Consider the following 24,869-nt stretch of genomic DNA (forward strand, 5'->3'; position numbering starts at 1 on the left):
CGCGGGCTTCATGGCGTTGACTTGCCATGGGGCCCGCGCGGTCCGTTGCATGAGAGTGTGGGGAGCTGTGGCCACTACCCGAATTACCTTCGAGGATCTGCCAGTTGCCGCGCTTGCTGCGGTCGAGAGGCAGACCGGTCCCGTACTCAAAACCGAGACCGTAAGCCAGGGATTCAACAGCGAACTTGCAGCGCGTGTATTCACAGACTCCGGGTCATTCTTCGTCAAGGGACTGCGCGCCGATCACAGATGGGTAAGGACTCAGCGTCGCGAAGCTGAGGTGAATCCGTTCCTCCGGGGAATTGCCCCTGCCTTGCTCTGGCAGATCGAAGAAGCCGGTTGGGTGCTCCTAGGGTTCGAGAATCTTCACGGCCACCACGCCGATTACTCGCCCGAGTCACCAGACCTGCCCAAGGTCGCCGAATTGCTGTGCCGACTCGGGGAAGTCGCCTGCCCTGCAATCCAGTTGCGGCAGGCGGAGCAACGTCTAGAGGTGTACGCCGCCAGGCCGTCGGACCTCGATTACTTCTCTGGTGACTCGCTGCTTCACACGGACCTGAACGACCACAACGTGATCGTTGACGGCTCCGCGTATCTCGTCGACTGGGCATGGGCAACGCGCGGAGCGGCATGGCTGGATGCCGGGTACTGGGTCGTGTGGCTCATGGCTGCCGGACACCACGAACCGGAGTCGGCCGAACAGTGGGCGCGTGAGATCCCCTCGTGGCGCGTCGCTCCCACAGAGGGAATCACTGCCTTCGCTCAGGCGACCGCGAACGTGTGGGAAGAGATCGCGGGCGACGATGCGGACGAGTGGACGGCACGAATGCTCAGTGCCGCTCGTCGCTGGGCTGCGTTCCGGCAGCACGCCTGACACCACGACTGCCTTGCCCGTCCGTCGTTCCCCCGCGACGGGCGGGCTGGGCTTGTTCCGCTCCCGAGCCGCACCATCCCAGGCGTGACGCCACTCATCCGGATAAGTGGTTGACCTTAGTGACTCGTGGGCGGATGCTAGCCACTCATCCGGATGAGTGGCTGTCTGGTGGCACGTTGACGGCTGCTCGTCCTCTTCGGAACCGAAGGGGTATAGATCATGGGACGTAATGCACTGCGGTCGCTGGCCGTGTCTACTGCGTTGGTGGCCGGCGTCGGCCTGGTGGGTGTCTCGGGTGCGTCGGCGGCGGCCCCGGACGTGGAGCGGTCGGGCGTCCAGTCCAGTCAGGTGGCCACGATCAACAGCGCGAACGACGGGCCGTACAAGACGGCCACAGTGAACGGGTTGCGGGTGCGCACGGGTCCGGGCACGAACCGGATGATCCTCGGGTTGGTCTACCGGGGGCAGCGCGTTCGTGTCATCGCGTCGGCGCGTGATCGTCGCGGGCAGCGCTGGGACAAGGTGCGGCTCGTGAAGGCCTCGCCGGGCGGTCTCCCTCGGGGCTTCGTCGGCTGGGTGACCGAGATGTACCTGTACTGATCGGGTACCGGGAGGTCTGACGTAGATCGACGGCCCTTCTCCGCTGCGGCGGGGGAGGGCCGTTCCTGTGTGATCACAGTCGGAGAGTATGGAGATTTAGTGAAGAAAGTATGTAGGTGATGTGGTTATTGGCTCGGTTCCGTGACCGCTCCGCCGTGGCCGGACCCTCGTGTGACGCGTGAGCATATTCTGTTGATCTATTTGCTCATGCTAAGAAATGCTTTACCCCTCGTGGTGTGGCGGGCTCTACCTGGGGTGTGAGTGGCGACGAAGGGGACAGGGGATGGTGTGCGATGGCGAACGGATCGGTTGGGGACTACTGCGAGCCTGAGGACGTCACGTATGTGCCGGGGGTCGACTACGTGGCGGGTTGGCGCATGGCAGCGGAAGCGGCTGAGGAGGTGAACGGCGCCCTGGAGGCGATCGGCATCGACGCGCGGGCTGTGCGGGCGGTGCCTCATGCGGGGGCGCACGGTGAACCGGTGGTGTGGCTGAGACCGGAGGATGCACGGCTGATAGCTCGGGTGTTACGGCGGGGGTGATGACTCATGCTGGGAGATGAGCGGGAAGGGGAGCGGGGATGGCGCGGGACGACTGGAAGACGGCGAAGGGCTCTCGGGTGCGCGTCGAGACCGATCGGCACGGGGAATTCATCGTGTGCGCGGGGTGCCGGAAGCGAATCAAGATCACGGGTGCGGGACCTGTGATCTTCGCTGTTCGGCAGCACACGCAGAGCTGCACCAGGTAACGGCAACGACTGCTTGGGCAGACTGGGCCGACGCATGGCTGTGGTCCGTTGGGTACCCGATCGTGGCGGAAAGTGACTGGTCAACGTGCGTGATGGGCTCAATCGCACACGGATCCGGGCCACGACGAAACCGCATCTGCGATTGAGGTTGTCACGCCTGGGCGGGGTCCAGGGGTGTGCTGTAGCACCCCTGGTACCACCGCCCGCAACCATGGATTCTTCGGTTTTGAGTTCCGGTCGGAAGATATGACAAATCTCGGTCGGGGTATGGAGGGAGACTTTGTTGCCCTATGCTCCGGCTATGGGCAACGGAGAAGCGCAGCTCAACTGGCGGCGGTTGCGTGAGCGTCTGATTGAGGCGCGGGAAGAATTGCGTAGCTCCCTGGAGAGCAGCAACCTTGCGTTCCCTGAAGATTTAACTCAAGCGGCCCTCGCGAAGCTACTCCGTTCGGTTGGACGCGAGTATCCGGATCCGCTTCTGCTGCTTCTCTTGAAGATCGCGAGGCTGATCGCAGAACTTCGTGCAGCTCTGCTGCCGCCCTCACACCATGACGCTGGTCATGACCGGGCTCCCTGCGGTCGGATACGCCTAGCGGCGCCCCAAGTTCCTCGGGCTCCGGGCACGTTCCCCTCCCTGCTTACAAGGCGGGAGTGGGACGGCTCAAAAGCGTGCCTTTCGGGAGAGGCTCAAGCGGCGTAGTCGAGCCGTCCCCGGTTGTTACCGGAGGGCGTAGTGCTACCAACTCATATCGAACTTCCACCGGGTACCCCCTGGTGGGCAGTCTGGTTTCTTGTTTTCCTTATCGTCATCACTCGGTGTGTGGCGCAGATCCTAAAGATCGTGATTCCTCCAACGGCGCATCTCCCCCGGTGGTGGCGTGACCTCTTGGAATATCTGCGGCTCCGGAAGGGGGAGCGACGAGAGGAACAGTCACAATCGCAGGATGACGCTCGCCGGGGTGAGTAGGGGCAAGGCTCTGACGAGTGCCTAACCTGATCGACTAGCCCTGTGAGCCAACGGGCAACGCTGAAGCCCCTCGCGACAGCTTCGCGGGGGGCTTCTTTCCTTTGGTCAGGATGTGTGGGGTGTCGGGCGGTTGCCGACCGGGCGGGATCGGCCGAAGGCCGCACGCCCGACCGGGGCGGCAGGACCGCCCGGCGCGCCGAAGGCGCGCCCTTGAGCAAGTAAAGAGAAGTTACTCCGATGCGGGGCGGCGACGGGCGGGGCGCTTGGCTGCGGGGGGCCTCGTCGGTGTCCTGGAGGTAGGTGAGCTGGCAACTGGGAGTCAGGCTTTAGGCTGCTTGGGCGTGGGCGGCCGGCGCGGTCGGCGTCGTCAGCGGCGTTCACAGGGCGGGTGATCACGAGTGCTAGCAGCCGCTCATCAGGGCTGACATTTCCTGATCGAGTCTTGGGCTGACCAACCACACAGGTCGCTCACAACTTGCCCTATAATCTCGGCCATGCGTATTAAAAGGATCAGGGTAACTGGCTGGAAATCCTACGCGGAAGTAAATATTGAGCTTTCGCAGCTCAATGTGCTAGTCGGGCGAAACAATGCTGGAAAATCGGCCCTCATTAAGGCAGCCCACTGTCTCCAACCCGGCAGTTATTATATTCATCGAGATGAAATCCGCCTGGACTCGGAGAGCGCTTCGTTTCAGTACATTCTTGGAGAGTTCAATGCCAAGAAGTATGCTTCCGGCCCTGTTGAAGCTGGCAACGTTCCGGGACTTGAGGAAGATGGGATGATTGCAGAAGTCATGGCGGAGCTGCATCTTAAGCGACCCAGCAATGGTGACCATCCCTCTGCCACCACTGAATATGTCCTGCGCACGAAGGATCAGGTGTATGGCGGCTTCCCGAAGATCCCTTCAACGGAACCGGATAACTTCATCTACCCCTATCTCTCAAAGCGAAAGGTTCCTAACTACGAGAAATCTGTTAACAAGCAACTTGCCCTTCAAGTTCCAGGGACGCTTCAACAGCTTTCTTCGAAGGTCGCCCGCCTTCTGAGTGCCGGCCACCCCGGTGGCAATCAATTCAGGTCGCTGTGCTTTCGTCTGCTCAATATGGATCTGGGTAACGTAGTGGTGGATGGCGGCCAACTGGTTGGATTCACAGTTGGACAGCTTGGCGATATCACTATCGAGTCCATGGGTGAGGGGGTAGCCGGCGTGCTCGGCCTCATCATCGATTTGTGTGTTGCCGATGGTAACTTGTTTCTCATCGAGGAGCCCGAGAATGACATTCATCCGCAAGGTCTGAAGTCGCTCCTTGAAGTCATTATTGAGAAGTCGACCACTAACCAATTCATCATCTCGACTCACTCGAACATTGTAGTCAAGTACTTGGCCTCAGCCCCTGACAGTCGGTTGTACGCAGTCGAGCAAGGCGTTAATGCTCAAAGTCTTCCAACGTCCACGGTTCGGCTCATCGAATCACCTGAAGACCGTAGCGCGGTATTGCGTGATCTCGGCTATGACCTTCATGATTTCGACTTGGCAGAAGGCTGGCTCATCTTGGAGGAAGCGTCGGCCGAGCGTCTCATCCGGGACTACCTAATTCCGTGGTTTGCGCCCAAGCTCACCCGAATTCGCACGATTGGAGCTGGGGGAACGGGTGACGTGCCGCCCACCTTCAGGGAGTTTGCCAAGTTGGTGCTCTTCATCCACCGAGAAGAGGAGCTGAAGCATAGGGCTTGGGTAGTGGTGGATGGTGACGAGAGCGGGCAAAGCGTAGTCGATAAGCTAAAGGGAAAATATACAACTTGGCCTGCCGACCGGTTCCGTTGTTTTGAGAAAGAGCAGTTTGAGGACTACTACCCACCACGATTTGCAGAGCAGACAGCGGCTGCTTTCAGCCTACCTAAGGGCCTTGAGCGACAGGAAGCGAAGAGCGAGCTTCGTCAAGCTGTACAGGACTGGTGCGATGCCAATCGTGACACCGCCCGCGAGGAACTGGCCGAGTCAGCCGCCGAAGTAATCGCTATGCTTCAAGAGATTGAATCCACCCTGTTCGACGGCTAACCATAAGTAGCGTATTCAGGAACTTCCTATCCCGGAACGGTCGGACTGTTTGACGCGACTCGTTTGCGGCTTCGCTTCTTACTAGTAAACCGGCGCACTGTCCCGTCATCGTCCAGCGACGCGCTGGCGATTGTACTGAATTGATCGGCGCTTTTAGTCAACGTCTGTGCGGATTCGTAAAGGTAATCCACCGAAGAGCTGTATTTTCCTAACTCCTCTTCAAGGTCGTCGTCTTCCTCGTCCATGTATGTAACCCGCTCTTGCAAGTGGCGAGTAATTGCCATCAGTTGAACTACTTCTAGAGCGTCATCACGGAGTCGTGATGCGGCAGAAATAACGGGTTGAGGCCCCAAGAGGCCCACGTCAATCCAGCTTTCATGCACGGACTTGATCAAGGCCTCCTCCTCGCTGAATGTCGTATCCTCGTATTCGTCGTAGGTCACTCGTTCTTTGACAAGCATGACCTGCTGAATGAAGGCTCGGTAAGTATCATGGCGCGGTTGTCGCCTTTCCCGTCGATGTTCAGCCCTTGCAGAGATGCGCGCCGTTTCGTGCTGCGCAAAGGCAGTTGCGACACTGCCCACTGAGGCCGCTATAGCTCCAAGTACCGCCGCCAGACCAGAATCCATGCCCCGAGTGTGCGCACCTCTGGGCCCTCTGTCCAGGGTTCATGGCCGCGCAAACGGTGACCGTTGCGGCTCTAGCTTTCCTCTCCCTGTCGAGTAGCTAGAGGTGGGGAAGGAGGTCATCCACTCAGGGGAGCGCTCTTAGTTCCGTGTTGACGTAGTCCTGGTGAAAAGCACAGCGCCGGCACTGCTGACGAGTCATAATCTGGGCATGGACAAGCGAGAGCATTGGTTCAACGAGGGAGCACCACTCTTCCGAAGAGCGCTCGAACAGCTTGGGCTTGCTGATCGGCTGCCGACCACTGAAGACCGCTACTACGCGTGCCCGTGCTGCCTAATAGCCTACCCCTTCGAAGCGATTGAATCGCAGGTACTTACCATCGAACACGTGCCGCCCGATGCGCTCGGCGGAAAGGGAATGTTGCTCACGTGTAAGCGCTGCAACAACGACGCGGGGCGACACTTTGACGCTCATGCAATAAAGCGCGCAGAAGTACACAATCTTCTACTAGGAAGGCAAACCAACCGACCTGTGCGTGCTGTATTCTTGGCGGACGGAATCTCTGTACGAGGCGAAGTGCAGAGTTCGGGGGCAGGATGGTTCATGCAGGGCGTCCCAAGGCGAAATGACCCGGCGATGCTTGATGCACACGAGAGAGCTCTGCGCGAAGCATCCGAACGAGGTGAAGCGCCTCAGTTCAATTTCGAGCTGGCGGAGCGATTTTCACCTCAGCATGCGGATGTGTCATGGATTCGGTCCGCCTACTTGGCGGCATTCTCCGCCTTGGGCTGGCGCTACATCCTTCGACCAGCGCTTGATCCGATTCGTGAACTGTTGAAATCTGATTCACTGCCAGAGCTGCCGCTTGTCATTGGATTCAACCCTACCGCTGATAGCGGTTCTCGATCAGTCATGATTGTTCGAGAACCAGAGAACCTGAGCAGTGTCCACGTAGCCATCGGGCAATACTCGGTATTCCTGCCAGATCCTTGGGGAATAATGTCCCTGCAAGAGCTTGCGGAATCGATCTCCGGAATGCGCAATGAAGAGGGAGGAGTTTCTGCCATGTTGAGCGGCCAACTCGCATCTTGGCCGAAAAAGCCCATGTACTTGCTTGATAGGGCGATTCCTTAGCGCCAGAACACACGCCAGTGAATTAGCTGCGCTACAAAAGAGCAGGTCGAAAATTGTGCAAGTAGAGAGTCACTCCGAGATAGCTCGGCGACGGGCGGGGCGCTTGGCGGCGGGGACCTTGGTCGGCGTCATGGGGTAGGTGAGCTGGCAGGTGACGGCGGGCGCCTTCAACTCCTCGCACAGCAGCGGGCGTTCCTGGTCCGTGTCGCTGGTGACGCGGTAGGTGATCAGGAGCGGGCTGGCGTCGCCGATGCCCAGTGCGGTCCGCTCGTCCGGGTAGGGGGTGCGGGCGGTGACGTGCTCGGTGAACATCAGATTGAGTCCTGCGTCGGCAAGCTGCTGGTACAGGTCGCTGATCTCCGCGTCGGGCTGCTCGGCGATCGAAGGAACGTCGGCTGCGGTGGACAAGGGGATCAGGACGCGGTGGGCCATGCGGGCGCCGGTCGCCGGGTCGTGGATCATGCGATCAACGCTGATGGCGTCCTGGTCCTGCTGGCTCAACAAGAGTGCCGGGGGCCCCTCCAGCGTGGTCCGGCTGACGGCGGGCGGCTCCGTCTCGGCGGTCTCGGGCAGGCGCCAACTCCCCTTACTGGTGCGCTGGATGGAGCGCTCAACACGGGTCGCCGGCAGGACTCCGCCGGAGGGAAGGACGATGCTGCCCTTGCCCTGCTGCGATTCGACCAGCCCCATGCGGCGCAGCTCGGCAACGGCGGATCGTGCGGTGTGCTTGCCGATGCCGTACATCTGCACCATCGCGGCCTCGGACGGGAGCAGCTCGCCGGGCTGGTAGCGGCCTCGCCTGATGTCTCCGGCCATCCGCTGAGCGACCTGCATGTACATGGAAGGGGCTCGTTCGATGTGCTCTCGGGCTGCTGCCATGTCGGGTGTCCTTGTCGGTCGCCGGTAGGTGGGTCAACGGGTGGCCGGTGCTTGGTCGTCGGGCCGGTTGTCAGTGGTACGTGGTGGGGGACTGCCTTGCCACTCATGAGGATAAGTGGTCGTCCGTCTGCCATACATCACGCTCGGCTCATCCGGATAAGTGGTTGACCGCCGTAGTGTTTGCGAGTGAAAATGATCGCTCCAGTCCACTCGGATGAACGTTCGGGTGGGGTGCGTACTGAGGAGAGAGGCGAACTCCCATGGATAACAAGCCGATCGATGTCGCGCGGCTGGGTGCGATCCGTTGTGTGATCGCTCCGGAACCGCGTACGACGCTGGAAGGTGACCAGCGCCGTGACCGTGAGGGCAACCCGTTGTGGATCACGGGTCTGTCCATCCGACAGGTGACAGGGCGGCGTACGGATGTCGTTCACGTGGTCACCAGCGGTCAGCCGCAGGGCGTCACGGAGGGCAGTGAAATACAGGTCACGAACCTGTGGGCCAACGAATGGGCGGTCGACGGCCGGACCGGTACCACCTACCGGGCCGATGCAATCATCCCCGTGTCGGCTTCGGGCGGCGGGGCGGCGCCGGCTGCTGCTCCGGCCGGTCTGCGTGGCAAGTCGGCGGGCGGTGATTCGTGATGGAGCGCTATTTCTGGCACCTGAGCGGCCCGCAGGCTGACGGTCTGGCCTGCGTGGTGTGCAGCGCGAACTTCTTGATCAATCGGGTCACGTCGATTGCGGTCGGCCGGTCGCCTGCGGACGAGTCTCAGGTTTTCGCATGCAAAGAGCCGTGCGCGGAGCGCATCGCCGAAGAGGCCGAGCGCATGGCGCGCGAGATGCGGACGGCGACGGGCACCACCGCCTTGGACATGCCCCACGGGGACGACTCGCCGTTCGGCGTGGACGGGCCTTTCGGCTCGTTGCTGCGGGACCTGCGGACGCTGGCCGGTACCGAAGCACTGCTGACCACCTCCGATGACATACCCACGATCCGGTTCCTGCTGTCCCTGGCGGCCCGTCACGCCGAAGCGGCCATGATGCGTGCCCGGCTCGTGCTGGCGCAGACCCAGGAAGGGGAGGCGGAGTGATGCTCGGCTCCGTGATCGCGTGGGTGCTGTTCGCGCTGGTCCTGCTCGGCATCGTGACTCGGAAGTCGTGGGGACCGCGTCTGGAGGCTCGGAGCGGGCTGCTTCGGCGGTGGCCGTGGCGGTGGTGGCTGACCGGTTATCCGGAAACCGCGCTGCGGGTCCTCACGACCTGGCGGCGGCTGGCCTACCTGAACGGGCTGTCGGTGAGCATGCGGCCCGATCGCCGTGTGATCGGCCGCGACCTGGTGGTGCAGGGGACGGCGCTGCGGCCTAGGCCTCCTCGGCTGGTCTGGCCGGTGCCGACGAAGACCGGGCTGCGGCTGCGGGTGCTTCTGCATCCGGGGCAGACTCCGGCGCCGTACTACCAGGCGGCCCCTGCCATGGAACACGCCTGGCGGGTCTACGGCGTGCGGGTCACCTCACCTCGCCGGGGGCAGGTCCTCATCCATGTCACGGCCCACGATCCGCTGACTGGTGAAGTCCCCTCTGCCCGGGGGCCGTTGCCTGTACTCCTGTCCGCTGACGTGGGCCGCATCGAGGACGGCGAGCCATGGCTGATCGACCTGCGGCGCGTTCCCCACTGGCTGATCACGGGGGCCACACAGTCCGGCAAGTCGTCCCTGCTGGCCTCCCTGGTGCTCGCGCTGGCACCCCAGCCGGTCGCCCTGGTGGGCATCGACTGCAAGGGCGGCATGGAACTCGGCCTCTTCGGCGGGCGCCTGTCCGCGCTGGCGATCGACCGCACACAGGCACTCGGCCTGTTGTCCGGCGTGGTCGACGAGATCCAAGAACGCATGCGGGTGTGCCGGGCGGCGTGCAAGCGGTCCATCTGGGAACTGCCCCCCTACGACCGGCCGGCGCCCCTGATCGTCATCGTCGATGAGCTGGCAGAGCTGTACCTCACGGACGGCTCGCGCGAATCGCGGGATGAGGCGGAGCAGTGCGGAACGCTCCTCCTGCGCGTCGCCCAACTCGGCGCGGCGCTCGGCGTGCACCTGGTGGTGGCCGGCCAGCGGGTCGGCTCCGATATCGGCCCCCGCGTGACCGCGCTGCGCGCACAGCTCGGCGGACGCGTCGCGCATCGAGCGCATGACGAAGCGTCAGCAGAGATGACCCTCGGGGATATCAACCCGGACGCCGTGATCACCGCGCAGAACATCACGGAGGACGAACAGGGCGTGGCTGTGGTCGCCATGGGCGGCCGGTGGATGCGCGCTCGGTCCCGACTGGTCACTCCTGCCGATACGGCCGAGATCGCCCGGACCGACCCTCCGGCGAATCCGTTCCTGATCCAACCCGACTCCGCGACATTCCAGAAAGGAGAGACAGCGTCATGAATCAGACAGACATGTGGGTCGTCGACCTGTTCCTGTTGCTGTACGTCGTCATGGTCGCCCGGTCACGGGAAATCCGCTGGTACCAGGCAACCCTTATTTCACTGTTCGGATTCCTGCTGGCCGGAACCCCGTTCGCATATCCCGTGTGGTTCATGGTGCAGGAAATCGGCGGAATCTTCCTTAGCTGATGTAGGGGAACAACTGCTGAGGCGCAAGAGGCAATCTCTCAATTACATGAAATTTATTCTTTTAGCTAAGTGAAGCCAAGCCGAATTTATAGCCAAGCAGAGACAAGTCGGGAGCTGACTTATGAACGCCGCGCCTATCTATCGCGAAAGGGGTCCTCCCCATGTTTCCGATATCGGATAAGGCGCGGCGCTCGGTCCTGAATCAGGCTGAGCGTCTGCGCCTTCTTTCGTCCACCGAGCGTGACCTTATCCGGCTCGTCCATGAACCGGGATTCTCGCGCTGGCTCGATCAGATCAAATCCACTGGCGGCTGCGCCCACCCCATCTACCTCGCCGGGCACACCACCACCAGCGACGTTCTCACCGGTGAAGTGCTGCGGCACTACGACACAACGGAAGAGCCGGGTGGCCGTATGCCGGTGCGGTGCCGCAACCGCCGTGAAACCCGCTGTGAGCCGTGCTCCTACCTACACGCAGGCGACACGTTCCACCTGGTCCGCTCCGGGCTGCTCGGCGGTAAGGGCGTCACAGCCGGCGTACGGCATCACCCCCGGCTCTTCGTCACCCTCACCGCCCCGTCCTTCGGTGCGGTCCACCGTGCGAGCGGTCCTGACGGGGTTGTGTGCCGTCCTCGACGCGACGGCGGAGCCTGCGAACACGGGCGGCCTGTCGGCTGCGGTCAGAAGCATGCCGACGACGATTCCGCCGTGGGCCAACCACTGTGCCAGGACTGCTACGACTACCCCGGACACGTTCTGTGGCACGCAAGCGCTGGCTCACTGTGGAACCGCTATTGCCACATGCTCAGGCGGCATCTGGCGACTGCCGCAGGAATCACACAAACCCGTCTCAGCGAACACCTGAAAGTCTCGTTCGCGAAAGTCGCCGAATATCAAAGGCGGGGCGCAGTTCATTTCCACGTGGTTATCCGGGTCGACGGGCCGGAGGGTCCCTCATCGCCCCCGCCTCCGTGGGCCACAACCGAACTTCTCTCGGGCGTGGTGCATTCGGCTGCGGCCTCGGTGGAAGTACGCACCCCGTATTCTCCGGCGACCGGTGAACGGGTCATCAGATGGGGTGAGCAGATCGACGCACACCCAATCCACAGCGACGCATTCACGGAATCCTCGGCAGTCACTGACAGTGCCGTTGCTGCCTACGTCGCGAAATATGTATCAAAGAGCGTAGGTGACGCGGGCGGCATTGACTGCCGCATAACCGACTTCGATAACATCCGCCTAGCCCCGGTGAATTCCCACCTGCGCGCCCTCATGGCTGCCTGCTGGCGCCTGGGTGGCTTGCCGGAACTGGAGGCGCTCAACCTCCGCTCCTGGGCTCACACGCTCGGTTTCCGGGGGCACGTCCTCACCAAATCACGCCAGTACTCCACCACGTACGGGGCACTGCGCTCTGTCCGGGCCGAGCATCAGCGCGGGGGCGCTCTGTTCGCCCTGGAGGACCGAGAGACGGCCACCGAATCAGCCTGGCGGTATGTGGGCTCTGGGCACTCGCCGGCCGAAGCAGACATTGCGTACGGCATAGCCGAAGATCTGGCGAACATACGCGAGATCAGAAGGGACATGATCGCTGAGGGGTGGAAATATGCTGCGTGACGATTGCGCGGGATGGTTTCACTTCGGCAGCCGACAGGACGAGCGACCTGAAACTAGTCAATTCTGGCGGATTGGCGCAGAGAGGGCAGGCGTCGCCGGCAGGCTTAGGGAGATTTTTGGCGGAAATGTTCGGGACGTCGATTCGGATGGCTTCGTCGGGGTGGAGCTAGTGACGGGTGTCTCTCGATTTCAAATTCAGGTGGACGGGTCGGAATCGATAGTCATGGAAATGATTTTGTGGGGTCGCGGTGGAGTGCAGCATCACTGCGACGGCGAGAGCTTCCTTTCCCCGGTGGAGATGCTTGGTTCCTCTTGCGGATGTCCCTCGCGCATGGAAGATCGCAAGGTGAATGCTAGAAATGGAGTCGGACCACAACCCAGTACGTCAATATATTTCCACTTGGGCGAATGTCCCGAGCTGGGGATGTTTAGTTTCCATTCCAATTCGTGGGACATGGCTGAAAGCGCTAGGGAGGCAAGTTCTAGCTTGATGAAGGAAAGTAATGGGAAACCCTTTGAGCTGTCCTTGGAGTCGGTGAACTTTCCGACTAGGAGCGGGCTAGTAGTCACCTACGTTAAACCTGCTGTGAGGCCGTTCCGGTAAAGGGACTTTGGGGAAAACATGGGAGCCCCGGTCATAGTGACCGGGGCTCCCATGTTCTTTGCTTCGTTGATTGTCAGTTCGGGATCACCTCGGAAGTGACCTTCTCGGGCTGGACGAATTTTATTGCTACACGTTCGGCAACCTCGGATCCGGTCCACTGGTTACGCCGCTTCGTCTCGCTTTTGAAGACTGTGATCTTTTCGACGAAGAGAGTTACGAACTCCTGTCGTTCGGCTACGGAAGCCCTATTCCACCAGGAACCATCCCCAATAGGGTCGACTTTCGGGTCCATGGGTAGCCACTGGCCTATAGGCAGTGCCGGCGTCTCCGCTGCTTCCAGCTCGGCTATGCGCTCCTGTGCGGCCTGAACCTGGCTGTTCAACGACTGCTCCTGTCGCAGGAATCGACGGCGTCCTACGTCGCCGCTGTAACCCCCGGCCTGGCGGTCGTCGTACAGGGTCTCTAGGGCTTGTTCGGCGTCGTTGCGTTTGGCTACCAGTGAGCTACGCTCGCCCGCTCGCTCCGGCGACTCTGAGCGGTTGCCGAAACGTCGTGTTGCCTCGGCGATCACGTCGGCGGTTTCGGGATCATGTTCGGCGGTCTGGATGATGGCAAAGATCCGACGTGCCACGTAGTCGTCTAGTGCCTGCTGGCTGATAGTGCAGTCGCCTTCGTGGTGCTCGGGCTTTCGCTGCCCACGAGCGCGAGAACACCTATAGGCGCTCTTGTACGGCCTCTCATTCCGATGAGACTTCTTCGGCTTACCACACTCGCAGAATAGGATGCCTTGTGAGGTGAGAAGCGCCGTACCGCGAGAAAGGCCCTTGCCTCGGCCACGGCTATTGAGCCACTTCTGAAGTTCATGCCACTCTGCCGGGGGAATGATGGGCTCCCACATCATGATGGGTTCCATTGTTTCCGGATCGCGCTTGATTCGGTATTCGGCGATTGTGCTTGTCTTTCGGCCGTCCTTCCCGACTTTGTAAATAATGTCGACCGCGTACCCTGCAATGCGAGGGTCTCTCAGGATTCGATCCAGGGTTTTCGGGTCCCATTCACTGTCTGCGTTCTCCTTCCCAACCGTCTGGCCTCGCGTGGGAACCCTGTTCACGCTCAGGTCAACGCATACACCCGTCTTCGATCCTGGATGGTGCTTACCAGGGCCTGGAGTGTAGGGAAGATTCATGTGCAGCTTGATGGTTGCCCATACGGCCTGGGTTATTACCGTCTCGCTGATCTCGTGCTCAAGAAGTTGAATGACGATGATGCGTTCTTTCCCGTCCTCTCCGACTACCGTCCGGACTTCTGGGACCAGCTTGAATCCGTATGGGGGCTTGCCGCCTACGTAACCGCCCAACTCGCGGGCCCTCTTCTTGGCGTCTAGTACGGCGTCACTTTTATTTTTGCTGTCGTTGTGCGCCGCATCCAGGCGCATAAGCAAGTGGATGAGATCCATAAGGTTTCCCTTACGGAACGTTCCCTCCGTCACGCTCACGATTGTCACGCCGAGATTCAGCAACTCGGTTACGATCGGGATCGCGTCCAACGGGTCCATCCGGGACAGGCGACTGATGTAGTAAACGATCAGTAGATTGACTTTTCCGGCTCGGCAGTCGCTCAACAGGCGCTCGAAGTCAGGCCGTTCGACGCCCGTGAAGGCGGAGATCCCGAGATCTTCGTAAAGCTCGATCCGAACGGCGCCTCGCCGCTTGGCTTCGGCGATACCGGCTGTGTGTTGGGTGGCGGTGGAAGCCTCGGACTTGTTCTGTCGGCGTTCGGACTGGCGCCCGTACACACCTGCGTAGATCTCGGTGACTATAGGTTCCGTAATCGCTGTTGCCATGACGGTCATCACCCCTTGGTTTCCGAAGGTACGGCGCCACTGGCTACGCACCCAACTGGATTTACTCAAGGGCACCCCCTGGCACCCGCACCGCGGCTTCGAGACCGTGACCTACATCATCGACGGCGTCTTCGACCACCAGGACTCCAACGGCGGTGGCGGCACCATCACCAACGGCGACACCCAGTGGATGACGGCGGGCGCGGGCCTGCTGCACATCGAGGCGCCGCCGGAGTCCCTGGTCGTGTCCGGCGGTCTCTTCCACGGGCTCCAGCTCTGGGTGAACCTCCCGGCCAAGGACAAGATGATGCCCCCGCGCTACCAGGACATCCGCGGCGGCCAGGTGCAGCTCCTGAGCACCCCCGACGGCGGCGCGCTGCTGCGGGTCATCGCCGGTGAGCTGGACGGCCACCAGGGCCCGGGCGTCACGCACACCCCGATCACGATGGTGCACGCCACCGTGGCCCCGGGCGCGGAGCTCAACCTGCCCTGGCGCGAGGACTTCAACGGCCTCGCCTACGTCCTGGCGGGCAAGGGCACGGTCGGCGCCGACCGCCGCCCGATCCACATGGGCCAGACCGCGGTCTTCGGCACCGGCTCCGCCCTGACGGTCCGCGCGGACGAGCAGCAGGACGGGAACACCCCGGACCTGGAGGTCGTCATCCTGGGGGGTCAGCCGATCCGTGAGCCGATGGCGCACTACGGCCCGTTCGTGATGAACACCCGCGAGGAACTCCAGCAGGCTTTCGAGGACTTCCAGAAGGGGCGGCTGGGGACTATCCCCGCCGTGCACGGCATGAACGGGAGCGGGCCGCAGGCCTGATCCCTCGTCACTCGGCCGGGCCGCCCCCACGGGACGGCCCGGCCGATGCGTGATCGGCTGGGACCGTGCAGCTCCTCCCCGGTCCCGTACGACGCCTCGCCGCCTGGTGTGTTGTCATCCTGCTCGTTGCCGGGGTCGTCTACGTCGGGATTCGGCTCTGTGTCGAGTTCAGGACCGCTGTGACGCCCGTGCTGCTCGCGTTGCTCGGGACCGCGTTGCTCGGGCCGTTGTACCGGCGGCTGGTGACGGCCGGGGTGAATCGGTCGGTGGCGGCCGGGATCACCTGTGTCGCTGTTGTCGCCGTGGTCGGTGGGGCCGTGTACATCGTCGTGGCCGCGTTGATCGACACCGGGGACCAGATCGTGGCCGCGGTGAAGGACGCGGGGAACTCCGTCGCCGACCACTTCGGGGCGGCCGGGACCTCGCTCGACGACCTCGCCTCCAACGCGCAGGAACTGCTCGCCAAGTTCGGCGGGACGGCCGCTTCCAACGTCATCAGCGGGGTCAGCGTCGTCGGCGAGGCCATCGCCATGGCCGTACTGGCGCTGCTGCTGGTGTTCTTCTTCCTGCGGGATTCGCATCTCGCTACCGGGCTGCTGCGTTCCCTGGCGCCCGGTGGTACCGCCGACATCGTCGAGGCCATGGGCCGCCGGGCCTTCGAGGGGGTTGAGGGGTTCATGCGCGGGACCACGCTCATCGCCCTCATCGACGCCCTCTGCATCGGCGTGGGCCTGCTCGTGCTGGGTGTGCCGGGTGCGGCGGGGCTCGCTGCGCTCGTCTTCGTCGGGGCCTACATCCCGTATCTCGGCGCGTTCCTCTCCGGCGCCGTCGCCGTGCTGGTAGCGCTCGCCGACCGGGGTGGCGTCATCGCCCTGTGGGTCCTGGGGGTCGTCCTCGCGGTGCAGGTGCTGGAGGGTCATGTGCTCCTGCCGATGATCCAGAGCCGGACCGTGCAGATGCATCCGGCGGTCGTGATGATCGCGATCACCGCCGGGGCCTCCGTGGCCGGTGTTCTCGGCATGCTCCTCGCCGTACCGCTGACCGCCGCCGCCTTCGGGGTCGTCCATGAACTGCGGGAGCGTTACGCGTCCCAGGACCCGAACTCAGGGGCCTCGACCGGGCCGTCCCCGGCGCCGTCGGACTCGTAGAGCTCGAACCAGATGCTCTTGCCCTCGCCCCTGGGGTCCACGCCCCAGGTCTCGGCGAGCAGCTCGATCAGGAGCAACCCGCGCCCGGAGGACGCCAGTTCACCGGGGTGCCGCTTGTGCGGGAGGTCGTCGCCGGCGTCCGTGACCTCGACCCGCATCCGCCGCTCACCGGGGTCACCGGCCACCTCGGCGGTGAGCAGGGCGTCGGCGTCGGTGTGCACGAGGACGTTGGTGAGCATCTCGGAGACGAGCAGCACCGCGGAGTCGACCTGGTCGGCATCGGTCCAGTCGTGAAGGAGTTCCCGTAGCTGCTGCCGGGCCACGGCGATCCGCTCGGGCTCGGCCTGCGCGACCGTGAGCATCGTGCGGCGGATCCTCGGCGGTGCGGTCACCGTGTCGCCACAGCCGCAGGCCTCGCCCTCCCGGGACAGCAGCAGGACCGCGATGTCGTCCTCGCGGCGGTCCGCCAGCGGGCCGGTGGTGTGGTGTGAGGAGGGCCCGTGGACGGCCTGCACCAGCGCGTCGGCCAGTTCCTCCAGGTCGCCCTTGTGCTCCTCCAGGATCGCCCGGATCCGCTGCCAGCCGGTCTCCAGGTCGTGGCCGCCGGTCTCGATCAGCCCGTCGGTGCAGATCAGCATGGTCTCGCCGGGCTCCAGGGCGAGCGTGGTCGTCGGATAGTCGGCGTCCGGGTCGATGCCCAGCGGCAGACCCCCCGCCGTGGGCCGCGTCAGCACCGTCCCGTCCGCCATCCGTATCGCGGGATCGGGATGGCCTGCGCGGGCGATCTCCAGGACCCCGGTCGTGGGGTCGGCCTCGACGTACAGGCAGGTCGCGAAGCGCGGGTCCGTCTCCGCGTCGCCGTCGGTGATGCCGTGCAGGAAGCGGGAGGCGCGCGAGAGCACCGCGTCGGGGCGGTGGCCCTCGGAGGCGTAGGCACGCAGGGCGATACGGAGCTGGCCCATCAGCCCGGCGGCCCGCACGTCATGGCCCTGTACGTCCCCGATGGCCAGCGCGATACGGCCGGTGGGCAGCGGGATCATGTCGTACCAGTCGCCGCCGACCTGGAGCCCGCCGCCGGTCGGTATGTAGCGGGCGGCGACGCTCATGCCCGGGATCTCCGGGCCCAGCGTGGGCAGCATCGAGCGCTGGAGCCCGTCGGTCAGTTCGCGCTCGGACTCGGCGGCACCGGCCCGGGACAGGGCCTGTGCGAGCATCCGGGCGACCGTGGTGAGGACGGACCGCTCGTCCGGCGTGAAGGCCACCGGGTAGGTGAAGGCGGCCATCCAGGCGCCCATGGTGCGGCCCGCCACGGTCAACGGCAGGAACGCCCAGGACTGCCGGTGGAAGCGCTGGGCGAGCGGCCACGTGACCGGGTAGCGGTCCTTGTACTGCTCGGGCGAGGAGAGATAGACGGCACGACCGGTCCGTACGACCTCGGCGGCGGGGTAGTCCGTCCCCACCGACATCTGTGAGAAGGGGCTCTCGTCGCCGGGCTGCTGCCCGTGATGGCCGATGATCGTCAGCCGTTCGCCCTGCACCCCGAACACGGCCAGACCGTCCGGCGAGAAGCCAGGCATCGACAGGCCCGCCGCGACCCGCAGCACCTCCGCCGTGGACCGCGCTTCCGCGAGCGCCCGGCCCGCGTCCAGCAGGAACGCCTCGCGTGACCGCCGCCAGTCACCGGTGACCGCCGTCCGCCCGGCGGGCGTGCCCGGTGTGGGCTCGGTGACCTCCTGAAGGGTGCCGATCAGCTCGAACGACCGCTTCTCGGGGTCGTACGACGGCTTGGAGCGGCTGCGGACGACGCGGATCACCTGGCCCCGCTCGTCCATGATCCGGATGCGGACCTCGGCGAGGGTGCCCTCGGCGACGGCGAGCCCGACGACCCCGGTGATCTCGTTCCAGTCGACCGGGTGCAGTCGGGCCCGTGTCTGGGCCTCCGTGAGGGTGGTCTGCTCGGCGGGCAGCCCGAGCAGCCGTGCGGCCTCGGCGTCCACCGTGACCAGCTCCGAGGCGGTGTCCCAATGCCACAGACCGGTCGCGAGGGCGGCGAGTACCTCCCCCACGGCTGGCAGGGGCTCACCAGTGCGCATGGCCCCACTCTAAGAACAGGTGATCGGTGGGTGCCACCGAAGCCGTGCCCGGTGCCGGGTGGCAAATGGTGGGAAGGCCAGCCTGGACTGGCCGGTACGCTGGGGGTGTTTCACGTGAAACATGCCCCCGATCCGCGAAGGCTGGATGAACGACGATGCATCGGTACAGGTCCCATACCTGCGGCGAGCTCCGCGCCTCTGACGTCGGCACCGACGTCCGGCTGAGCGGCTGGCTGCACAATCGCCGAGACCTGGGCGGCATCCTCTTCATCGATCTGCGCGACCACTACGGCATCACGCAGCTCGTCGCCCGCCCCGGCACGCCTGCGTACGAGGCCCTCGACAAGGTCACCAAGGAGTCGACGGTCCGCGTCGACGGCAAGGTCGTCTCCCGAGGCACGGACAACGTGAACCCGGACCTGCCGACCGGCGAGATCGAGGTCGAGGTCGGCGAGGTCGAGCTGCTGGGCGCCGCCGCCCCGCTCCCCTTCACGATCAACACCGAGGACGGGGTCAACGAGGAGCGGCGCCTGGAGTACCGCTTCCTGGACCTGCGCCGCGAGCGCATGCACCGCAACATCATGCTGCGGTCCTCGGTGATCGCCTCGATCCGCTCGAAGATGGTCGCCCTCGGCTTCAACGAGATGGCCACCCCGATCCTCTCCGCGACCTCCCCCGAGGGCGCGCGCGACTTCGTGGTGCCGTCCCGGCTGAACCCGGGCAAGTTCTACGCCCTTCCGCAGGCGCCCCAGCAGTTCAAGCAGCTGCTGATGATCTCCGGCTTCGACCGCTACTTCCAGATCGCGCCCTGTTTCCGCGACGAGGACGCCCGCGCGGACCGCTCGCCGGGCGAGTTCTACCAGCTCGACGTCGAGATGAGCTTCGTAGAGCAGGAGGACGTCTTCCAGCCGATCGAGAAGCTGATGACGGAGCTGTTCACGGAGTTCGGCGGCGGCCAGGAGGTCACCTCCCCCTTCCCGCGCATCCCGTTCCGCGAGTCGATGCTGAAGTACGGCTCCGACAAGCCGGACCTGCGCGCCAAGCTCGAACTCACCGACATCACCGATGTGTTCGAGGGCTCCGAGTTCAAGGCGTTCGCCGGCAAGCACGTCCGCGCGCTGGCCGTGCCGGACGTGTCCGCGCAGCCCCGCAAGTTCTTCGACCAGCTCGGTGACTTCGCGGTCACCCTCGGCGCGAAGGGCCTGGCCTGGGTCCGTGTGACCGAGGACGGCTCGCTGACGGGTCCGATCGCGAAGTTCCTCACCGAGGAGAACGTCGCCGAGCTGACCAAGCGCCTGTCGCTGGCCGCCGGTCACGCGGTGTTCTTCGGCGCGGGCGAGTTCGACGAGGTCTCGAAGATCATGGGCGCGGTCCGCGTCGAGGCCGCCAAGCGCGCCGGGCACTTCGAGGAAGGCGTCTTCCGCTTCTGCTGGATCGTCGACTTCCCGATGTACGAGAAGGACGAGGAGACCGGGAAGATCGACTTCTCGCACAACCCGTTCTCGATGCCCCAGGGCGGTCTGGAGGCCTTGGAGACCCAGGACCCGCTGGACATCCTGGGCTGGCAGTACGACATCGTCTGCAACGGCGTCGAGCTGTCCTCCGGCGCGATCCGGAACCACGAGCCCGACATCATGCTCAAGGCCTTCGAGATCGCGGGCTACGACCGTGACACCGTCGAGGAGCAGTTCGCCGGCATGCTGCGCGCGTTCCGCTTCGGCGCCCCGCCGCACGGCGGGATCGCCCCGGGCGTCGACCGCATCGTCATGCTCCTCGCGGACGAGCCGAACATCCGCGAGACGATCGCGTTCCCGCTCAACGGCAACGCCCAGGACCTGATGATGGGCGCTCCGACGGAGCTGGACGAGACGCGACTGCGGGAGCTGCACATCTCGGTGCGGAAGCCGCAGCCGAAGTAGTCCGCAGCGTGGTCCGCTGAAGCGGGGGCTCGAAACCGACGACGGTTTCGAGCCCTTTCGCGTGCGCACAGGATTCACAGCTCTTTCTCATGTTCATGTCAGGTTTCTCGCCTCTACGGTCCGGGAGCATGACGGATTCCCAAGCACCCACGGATGCTCAAGTCCCCGAAGACAGAGGACGGTTGGCCCGGCGTACGGTCCTGGTGGCCGGAGGCGCGGCGGTGACGGCGGTCGGCGTCGGCGGCACCCTCGCGGCGAACGCCTCGGCCACTCAACAGCACGAGACCCAGGACGCCTGCTACACGCTCACCTCGGAGCTGGTCGAGGGCCCGTACTACATCGACGCCGACAAGATCCGCCGCGATGTGACGGAGGACCAGCCGGGCATCCCGCTCCTCCTCGACCTCAAGGTGATCGACGCGGACACTTGCAAGCCGCTGCGGAACGCGGCCGTGGACATCTGGCACTGCAACGCGACGGGCGTGTACTCCGGCTACGAGTCGGGCGGCAACGGCGGTGGTGGCCCGGCCCCCACGGGCGCACCGCCCTCCGGCACCCCCACCGGCGCACCCCCGTCCGGGGGCCCCGGCGGTGGCGGCGGAGGCCATCAGGAACCGACCGACGACGACCGCTTCCTGCGCGGCACCTGGCACACGGACCGCCACGGTGAGGTCACCTTCCGGACGGTCTTCCCCGGCTGGTACCAGGGCCGCTGCGTCCACATCCACGTCAAGGTCCACGTCGACGGCGCGTGGACCGACGCCGGCTACGAGGGCGGCCACACCTGCCACACCGGCCAGTTGTTCTTCGACGAGAAGGCGGTCCTGGCCTCGGCGGCACTGGAGCCGTACGCCTCGAACACGACGACCCGCACCACGCTCACCGAGGATGGGATCTACCCCCAGAACGGCCATGAGGGCGGCCTGCTGTACCTCGCGTACGACCGGCGGCGGATCGGGCGGGGCGTACGGGCGCGGCTGACGCTCGCGGTGGCACCCGACGAGACGAACGACGGGACGGGCGGCGGCGGCCCGGCCCCCTCGGCGTCCGCCTCACCGTCGGCCACGACAGGCTGACGGCCGCACCGTCCCGCACCCGGCCTCGTACGTCCTTCGGTCCCCGCCATGGAAACCTCGCAGCGGATGCACAGGAATATCGACATGCCCGCACAGAGGCAGGGAGTGTCATGGACGTACGAGGTCGGAACCGCCCGGCCCCATGACCGTGTGAAGGCTGGGAGGAAGCGATGGGATACATCGTGCTCGCACTGCTGTTGATCGTCGGGGCGACGTTCGCCGTCATCGTGCAGCGCCGCTCGCACGGGGATCGGGGCCAGTCCGACCTGGACGCGGAGGTCGAGGCCAGCGGCTGGGTCCTGCGGCTCGGCGCGGGCCTGTCCGTCCCCGAGGCGCGGATCTGGGCGGGCGCCGACGAAACGGCGACCCGCGCGCTGACCGCCGCCGCGGAGTGCCACCGCACCGCCGGACTCCAACTCGCCGAGGCCCACACCGCGGACGAATACGCCGCTGCGTCCCGCACGGCGCAGGAGGGCCTCGCCCACATCACCAGGGCGCGAGCGGCGCTCGACCGCGGGCCGGCACTCGCGGAGTCGGCCGCGTAGGGGAGGGCAGGCTTACGGGGGAGCCAGCACCTCTCTCGGGCCTCTTCAGGCCGGAGGGCGGGTAAGGAGGAAACCCGAGATGGGGACAGGATTTTCATCGTTGAGGGGGCGGGCGTCGGACCAGCTACGTTGCTCAACGGGGGCCAGCAGGGACTCGATCGTGCACGACCAGGTCCGGCACAGGGCTCGCAGGAAGAGTCCATAGAGGCCACCCGACAGGCGCCACCACTCCTTCTGCCAGGTCAGCGCCGTGTCGTTGCGCGCGGACTCATAAGCAGAGTCACGGTTTGCGACGTCCGGGAAAACCATGCTCAGCGGTGCGTCAAGGACCCTGGCGGTGATGACGATCCAGCTGCCGGGGAGCCGTACAGCCGGCCCGGACAGGTAGTCGTAGACCTCGGGTGGCCGACTTCGCCAGGTCAGTGGAAGGCCGGTGGCCATGAAGACTTCACTCCTGTCTGCGGCCCAGCCGGTCACGTCTTCCGGACGCAGGACGCCGTCCGCAGTGAGGGCGAAGCCGACATCGCCGGCGAGTTCGCCGAACGCGTTGTTCAGAGTGTGGGCCAGCTCCAGTTGGACAGGTTCACCGAACTGTCCATTGACACGCAGTTGTTGTTCCTGTCGACCCATCCAGAGCCGGACCTGGTCCTCGTTCGCGACGAGGCCAGCCCGGTCACGCGAGGCCCGGCTGGGCTGGCCGGCGAGGTACCCGGAGAAGGACACCGACTCGTCGGCGAGTAGTCCGTTCACCGTCACGATTCCGCGGAAGCCGCGCCGGGACGACAGGTAGTACATGTCGTTCCAGAGCGTGGCCAGTCCGATGCGTCGCCCCTTATCGTCCAGCAGTTCGGTGGCCCGTGCGATGAATTGATCCCGCAGTTGCAGGCGCTGCTTCTCCTCTCCGACACGCTGGTTGTCGGTCGTGGGAGGGTAGAGGCGGTCGAAGACATTCTCCGGCGACCCTGCGGCGAGCGAGAACGGGGCCAGGATGCAGGGTGTGTTCGAGCCGGGCTCCCAACTGTGGATGGGCACAGCGTTCTCCAGCGCCAGCCGCTGGACCAGCTGAGTGAGCCGATCGTCATCGGTCTGGTATAGAAGCCCTTTCACGTCATTGGGACTCCGTCTTAGTGTGACGCGCACGGTCGTGCCCTCCGGCACCCAGTCCTGGGCGGGCAACGGCGTGAGCAGCGGGCGGCGGGAGGGGCCGTCGAAGGCGAGCCGCCGGGCATCCTGCGTGGAGGAGTCAAAGCGGCGGGTGATCAACTCGACCCGGTCGCCCAGCAGGAAGACAGAGAAGAAACCGATGCCGAACCGGCCGCTGGGCCGGAAGCCGCCGTCGGCGAGTCCGGGGAGCGTGTTGCGGATAGCCGGGGAACTCCAGCCGCTCTTGCCGAAGTCGAGGAGACCGTGGATCAGGGTTTCTTCGTCCATGCCCAGACCGTTGTCACGGATCTCCAACGTCCAGGTCCCGTCTGTCTCGGTCAGCCGTATCTCGATACGCCCCTCAGAGAAGCCGGGTTGCAGAGCACGGCGGGCCTGGACGGCGTCCTGGGCGTTCTGGATCAGTTCCCGAACCCCGACCTCGGGCTCGTCGCCGTACAGTTGCTCTCCGCCCAGGGTCTTGACCAGGGCGGGTACGTCGGTGACCTTGACGGTCGCATCGATGGGACGCCAGCCCTGGACGCGAAAGAGCTCGGCAAAACGTTCGGGGGAATCGACTCCGGCGACCGCGCGGGCAGCCAGCCGGTCCCGGCCGAGATCGTGCAGAAGGGAATCGACCGACTTCAACTCCTCGTCGATACTGCGCAGGTAGTCGAGGGCCAACCACCAGGATGCCGCGTCCTGCGCGGAGAACGGGCGCAACGAGGTGTAACGCACCCGGTCGCCCTTCAGATGCGGGCGGCTGATGTGCTCCTGGAACCGCCAGTGTTGGCGCGCCGTGCCCACCAGACCGCGCAGGGAGAACAGCAGGGTCGGAGCCCGGCGGCTGTCGATCTGCGTCGCGTCAGCCAGCCGGAGCACACAGGCCAGCTTCAGCGGTTCGATGGTCCATTCGCTTGGCTGCCAGGGCAACGAGCCTATGGTGTGCCCGAATTCGCTCGCGAGCCGGCTCACTGGCCACCAGTGGCTGGCCGCCAGATCGCCGATCAATGGGCCGTACACCTCGCGCAGTTGGACTTCCTCGATCAGGAACATTTGGTTGCCCGCGCTGGACTGCCACGGCTGATCCACCAGCCGCCGGGCCTGTTCCGCGTGTGTCTGCCGGATCGCCGTCGCCAGGCAGGCGTCCGTGACCTCGTCGGGTGGAGAGTCGAGTTCCTCCCCGTCCGGCCAGCAGCCACACCGCTCGTAGTACGTCACTGACACCAGGTCGCGCCACCGCTTCTCGCCCAGTGTCGCGCGCACACTCGTCCCGTACGCCGCCGCCCCCATCGCCGCGTCGTGCAACACGAAGGCACAGCCCAGCACATACGTCTCGGCGGGGTTCAGCGTCACCTCACGTCCGCACACGAGGTTGGCCGTCTCCCACAGCGCGTCGACGTGGCTGATGTCGTGCACTGTGAAGTCGGGCATGCTGCGCTCATTCTCCTTGAGGAGGACGGCTGCCTTCTTGCGCAGTTCGACGTACGACGTCCTCAGCCGTTCGCGCTGTTCGGCCTGAGCGTCGGCGCCCATGCGGGGTGCGAGGGTCTCCTGC

At 64.6% G+C, this 24,869-nt stretch carries 19 protein-coding genes and 1 pseudogene; 15 read left to right on the plus strand and 5 right to left on the minus strand.

Features of this window, described 5'->3' with window-relative positions; translation table 11 throughout:
* Window positions 1-67 precede the first annotated feature (67 nt).
* From ABZT04_RS02850 to ABZT04_RS02860, 3 genes are all read left to right on the plus strand, one after another.
* The gene (locus tag ABZT04_RS02850; protein WP_356052205.1) at window positions 68-874 is read left to right on the plus strand and encodes an aminoglycoside phosphotransferase; all 807 of its coding nucleotides are present in this window, start codon (window positions 68-70) and stop codon (window positions 872-874) included.
* 219 nt (window positions 875-1,093) lie between these two features.
* The gene (locus ABZT04_RS02855) at window positions 1,094-1,474 is read left to right on the plus strand and encodes an SH3 domain-containing protein (RefSeq protein WP_356052208.1); all 381 of its coding nucleotides are present in this window, start codon (window positions 1,094-1,096) and stop codon (window positions 1,472-1,474) included.
* Window positions 1,475-3,683: 2,209 nt separating this feature from the next.
* Window positions 3,684-5,249 carry an AAA family ATPase gene (locus tag ABZT04_RS02860; protein WP_356052210.1) on the plus strand — a complete coding sequence of 522 codons (1,566 nt, stop codon included), beginning with the start codon at window positions 3,684-3,686 and terminating at the stop codon, window positions 5,247-5,249.
* A gap of 26 nt (window positions 5,250-5,275) precedes the next feature.
* Here the strand turns inward: ABZT04_RS02860 and ABZT04_RS02865 are convergent, their stop codons facing one another.
* The gene (locus ABZT04_RS02865; RefSeq protein WP_356052213.1) at window positions 5,276-5,878 is read right to left on the minus strand and encodes a hypothetical protein; all 603 of its coding nucleotides are present in this window, start codon (window positions 5,876-5,878) and stop codon (window positions 5,276-5,278) included.
* Between the two features lie 208 nt (window positions 5,879-6,086).
* Here ABZT04_RS02865 and ABZT04_RS02870 point away from each other — a divergent pair, with 208 nt between their 5' ends.
* On the plus strand, window positions 6,087-7,010 hold the full coding sequence (locus ABZT04_RS02870; protein ID WP_356052215.1) for an HNH endonuclease: 924 nt from the start codon (window positions 6,087-6,089) through the stop codon (window positions 7,008-7,010).
* Window positions 7,011-7,079: 69 nt separating this feature from the next.
* Here the strand turns inward: ABZT04_RS02870 and ABZT04_RS02875 are convergent, their stop codons facing one another.
* Window positions 7,080-7,889, minus strand: coding sequence for a GntR family transcriptional regulator (locus ABZT04_RS02875; RefSeq protein ID WP_356052224.1), 810 nt, complete (start codon window positions 7,887-7,889; stop codon window positions 7,080-7,082).
* Window positions 7,890-8,149: 260 nt separating this feature from the next.
* Here ABZT04_RS02875 and ABZT04_RS02880 point away from each other — a divergent pair, with 260 nt between their 5' ends.
* From ABZT04_RS02880 to ABZT04_RS02905, 6 genes are all read left to right on the plus strand, one after another.
* Window positions 8,150-8,533 (plus strand): hypothetical protein, encoded by a 384-nt coding sequence (locus ABZT04_RS02880; RefSeq protein WP_356052231.1) that lies wholly within the window; start codon window positions 8,150-8,152, stop codon window positions 8,531-8,533.
* A complete protein-coding gene (locus ABZT04_RS02885) occupies window positions 8,533-8,982 on the plus strand; it encodes a hypothetical protein (protein WP_356052233.1) in 450 nt (149 codons plus the stop codon). The genes ABZT04_RS02880 and ABZT04_RS02885 overlap by 1 nt, the downstream gene beginning before the upstream one ends.
* Window positions 8,982-10,319, plus strand: coding sequence for an FtsK/SpoIIIE domain-containing protein (locus ABZT04_RS02890; protein WP_356052236.1), 1,338 nt, complete (start codon window positions 8,982-8,984; stop codon window positions 10,317-10,319). Before ABZT04_RS02885 ends, ABZT04_RS02890 begins: the two co-directional genes overlap by 1 nt.
* Window positions 10,316-10,507, plus strand: coding sequence for a hypothetical protein (locus tag ABZT04_RS02895; RefSeq protein WP_356052238.1), 192 nt, complete (start codon window positions 10,316-10,318; stop codon window positions 10,505-10,507). Before ABZT04_RS02890 ends, ABZT04_RS02895 begins: the two co-directional genes overlap by 4 nt.
* Window positions 10,508-10,668: 161 nt before the next feature.
* On the plus strand, window positions 10,669-12,120 hold the full coding sequence (locus ABZT04_RS02900; RefSeq protein ID WP_356052240.1) for a replication initiator: 1,452 nt from the start codon (window positions 10,669-10,671) through the stop codon (window positions 12,118-12,120).
* Window positions 12,110-12,724, plus strand: coding sequence for a hypothetical protein (locus tag ABZT04_RS02905; RefSeq protein ID WP_356052242.1), 615 nt, complete (start codon window positions 12,110-12,112; stop codon window positions 12,722-12,724). The genes ABZT04_RS02900 and ABZT04_RS02905 overlap by 11 nt, the downstream gene beginning before the upstream one ends.
* Before the next feature lie 73 nt (window positions 12,725-12,797).
* Here ABZT04_RS02905 and ABZT04_RS02910 read toward each other — a convergent pair whose 3' ends face one another.
* A complete protein-coding gene (locus tag ABZT04_RS02910) occupies window positions 12,798-14,567 on the minus strand; it encodes a recombinase family protein (protein WP_356052244.1) in 1,770 nt (589 codons plus the stop codon).
* A gap of 67 nt (window positions 14,568-14,634) precedes the next feature.
* Here ABZT04_RS02910 and ABZT04_RS02915 point away from each other — a divergent pair.
* Both ABZT04_RS02915 and ABZT04_RS02920 read left to right on the plus strand, forming a co-directional pair.
* Window positions 14,635-15,390: pseudogene (locus ABZT04_RS02915) on the plus strand (pirin-like C-terminal cupin domain-containing protein); the annotation flags it as partial.
* A 65-nt stretch (window positions 15,391-15,455) separates the two neighbouring features.
* Window positions 15,456-16,538, plus strand: coding sequence for an AI-2E family transporter (locus ABZT04_RS02920; RefSeq protein WP_356052246.1), 1,083 nt, complete (start codon window positions 15,456-15,458; stop codon window positions 16,536-16,538).
* On the opposite strand, the gene ABZT04_RS02925 is transcribed toward ABZT04_RS02920, so the two are convergent.
* Entirely contained in the window at window positions 16,472-18,631 is a 2,160-nt protein-coding gene (locus ABZT04_RS02925; RefSeq protein ID WP_356052247.1) for a SpoIIE family protein phosphatase, read from the minus strand. The two genes, ABZT04_RS02920 and ABZT04_RS02925, sit on opposite strands and share 67 nt — an antisense overlap.
* Before the next feature lie 155 nt (window positions 18,632-18,786).
* Between ABZT04_RS02925 and aspS the strand changes: the two genes are divergently transcribed.
* From aspS to ABZT04_RS02940, 3 genes are all read left to right on the plus strand, one after another.
* Window positions 18,787-20,550 (plus strand): aspartate--tRNA ligase, encoded by a 1,764-nt coding sequence (gene aspS / locus ABZT04_RS02930; protein ID WP_356052248.1) that lies wholly within the window; start codon window positions 18,787-18,789, stop codon window positions 20,548-20,550.
* A gap of 128 nt (window positions 20,551-20,678) precedes the next feature.
* Window positions 20,679-21,626 carry an intradiol ring-cleavage dioxygenase gene (locus ABZT04_RS02935; RefSeq protein WP_356052249.1) on the plus strand — a complete coding sequence of 316 codons (948 nt, stop codon included), beginning with the start codon at window positions 20,679-20,681 and terminating at the stop codon, window positions 21,624-21,626.
* A gap of 170 nt (window positions 21,627-21,796) precedes the next feature.
* Window positions 21,797-22,171 (plus strand): hypothetical protein, encoded by a 375-nt coding sequence (locus tag ABZT04_RS02940; protein ID WP_356052250.1) that lies wholly within the window; start codon window positions 21,797-21,799, stop codon window positions 22,169-22,171.
* Window positions 22,172-22,216: 45 nt separating this feature from the next.
* Here the strand turns inward: ABZT04_RS02940 and ABZT04_RS02945 are convergent, their stop codons facing one another.
* On the minus strand, window positions 22,217-24,847 hold the full coding sequence (locus ABZT04_RS02945; RefSeq protein ID WP_356052252.1) for an ATP-binding protein: 2,631 nt from the start codon (window positions 24,845-24,847) through the stop codon (window positions 22,217-22,219).
* Window positions 24,848-24,869 lie beyond the last annotated feature (22 nt).

It is taken from the genome of Streptomyces sp. NPDC005492, assembly GCF_040605995.1.
Taxonomy (GTDB): domain Bacteria; phylum Actinomycetota; class Actinomycetes; order Streptomycetales; family Streptomycetaceae; genus Streptomyces.

Coding starts and splice junctions, on each gene's coding strand:
- ABZT04_RS02855 (WP_356052208.1), top strand. CDS start 1,094: ATGGGACGTAATGCACTGCGGTCGCTGGCCGTGTCTACTGCGTTGGTG.
- ABZT04_RS02860 (WP_356052210.1), top strand. CDS start 3,684: ATGCGTATTAAAAGGATCAGGGTAACTGGCTGGAAATCCTACGCGGAA.
- ABZT04_RS02865 (WP_356052213.1), bottom strand. CDS start 5,878: ATGGATTCTGGTCTGGCGGCGGTACTTGGAGCTATAGCGGCCTCAGTG.
- ABZT04_RS02870 (WP_356052215.1), top strand. CDS start 6,087: ATGGACAAGCGAGAGCATTGGTTCAACGAGGGAGCACCACTCTTCCGA.
- ABZT04_RS02875 (WP_356052224.1), bottom strand. CDS start 7,889: ATGGCAGCAGCCCGAGAGCACATCGAACGAGCCCCTTCCATGTACATG.
- ABZT04_RS02880 (WP_356052231.1), top strand. CDS start 8,150: ATGGATAACAAGCCGATCGATGTCGCGCGGCTGGGTGCGATCCGTTGT.
- ABZT04_RS02885 (WP_356052233.1), top strand. CDS start 8,533: ATGGAGCGCTATTTCTGGCACCTGAGCGGCCCGCAGGCTGACGGTCTG.
- ABZT04_RS02890 (WP_356052236.1), top strand. CDS start 8,982: ATGCTCGGCTCCGTGATCGCGTGGGTGCTGTTCGCGCTGGTCCTGCTC.
- ABZT04_RS02895 (WP_356052238.1), top strand. CDS start 10,316: ATGAATCAGACAGACATGTGGGTCGTCGACCTGTTCCTGTTGCTGTAC.
- ABZT04_RS02900 (WP_356052240.1), top strand. CDS start 10,669: ATGTTTCCGATATCGGATAAGGCGCGGCGCTCGGTCCTGAATCAGGCT.
- ABZT04_RS02905 (WP_356052242.1), top strand. CDS start 12,110: ATGCTGCGTGACGATTGCGCGGGATGGTTTCACTTCGGCAGCCGACAG.
- ABZT04_RS02910 (WP_356052244.1), bottom strand. CDS start 14,567: ATGGCAACAGCGATTACGGAACCTATAGTCACCGAGATCTACGCAGGT.
- ABZT04_RS02925 (WP_356052247.1), bottom strand. CDS start 18,631: ATGCGCACTGGTGAGCCCCTGCCAGCCGTGGGGGAGGTACTCGCCGCC.
- aspS (WP_356052248.1), top strand. CDS start 18,787: ATGCATCGGTACAGGTCCCATACCTGCGGCGAGCTCCGCGCCTCTGAC.
- ABZT04_RS02935 (WP_356052249.1), top strand. CDS start 20,679: ATGACGGATTCCCAAGCACCCACGGATGCTCAAGTCCCCGAAGACAGA.
- ABZT04_RS02940 (WP_356052250.1), top strand. CDS start 21,797: ATGGGATACATCGTGCTCGCACTGCTGTTGATCGTCGGGGCGACGTTC.
- ABZT04_RS02945 (WP_356052252.1), bottom strand. CDS start 24,847: ATGGGCGCCGACGCTCAGGCCGAACAGCGCGAACGGCTGAGGACGTCG.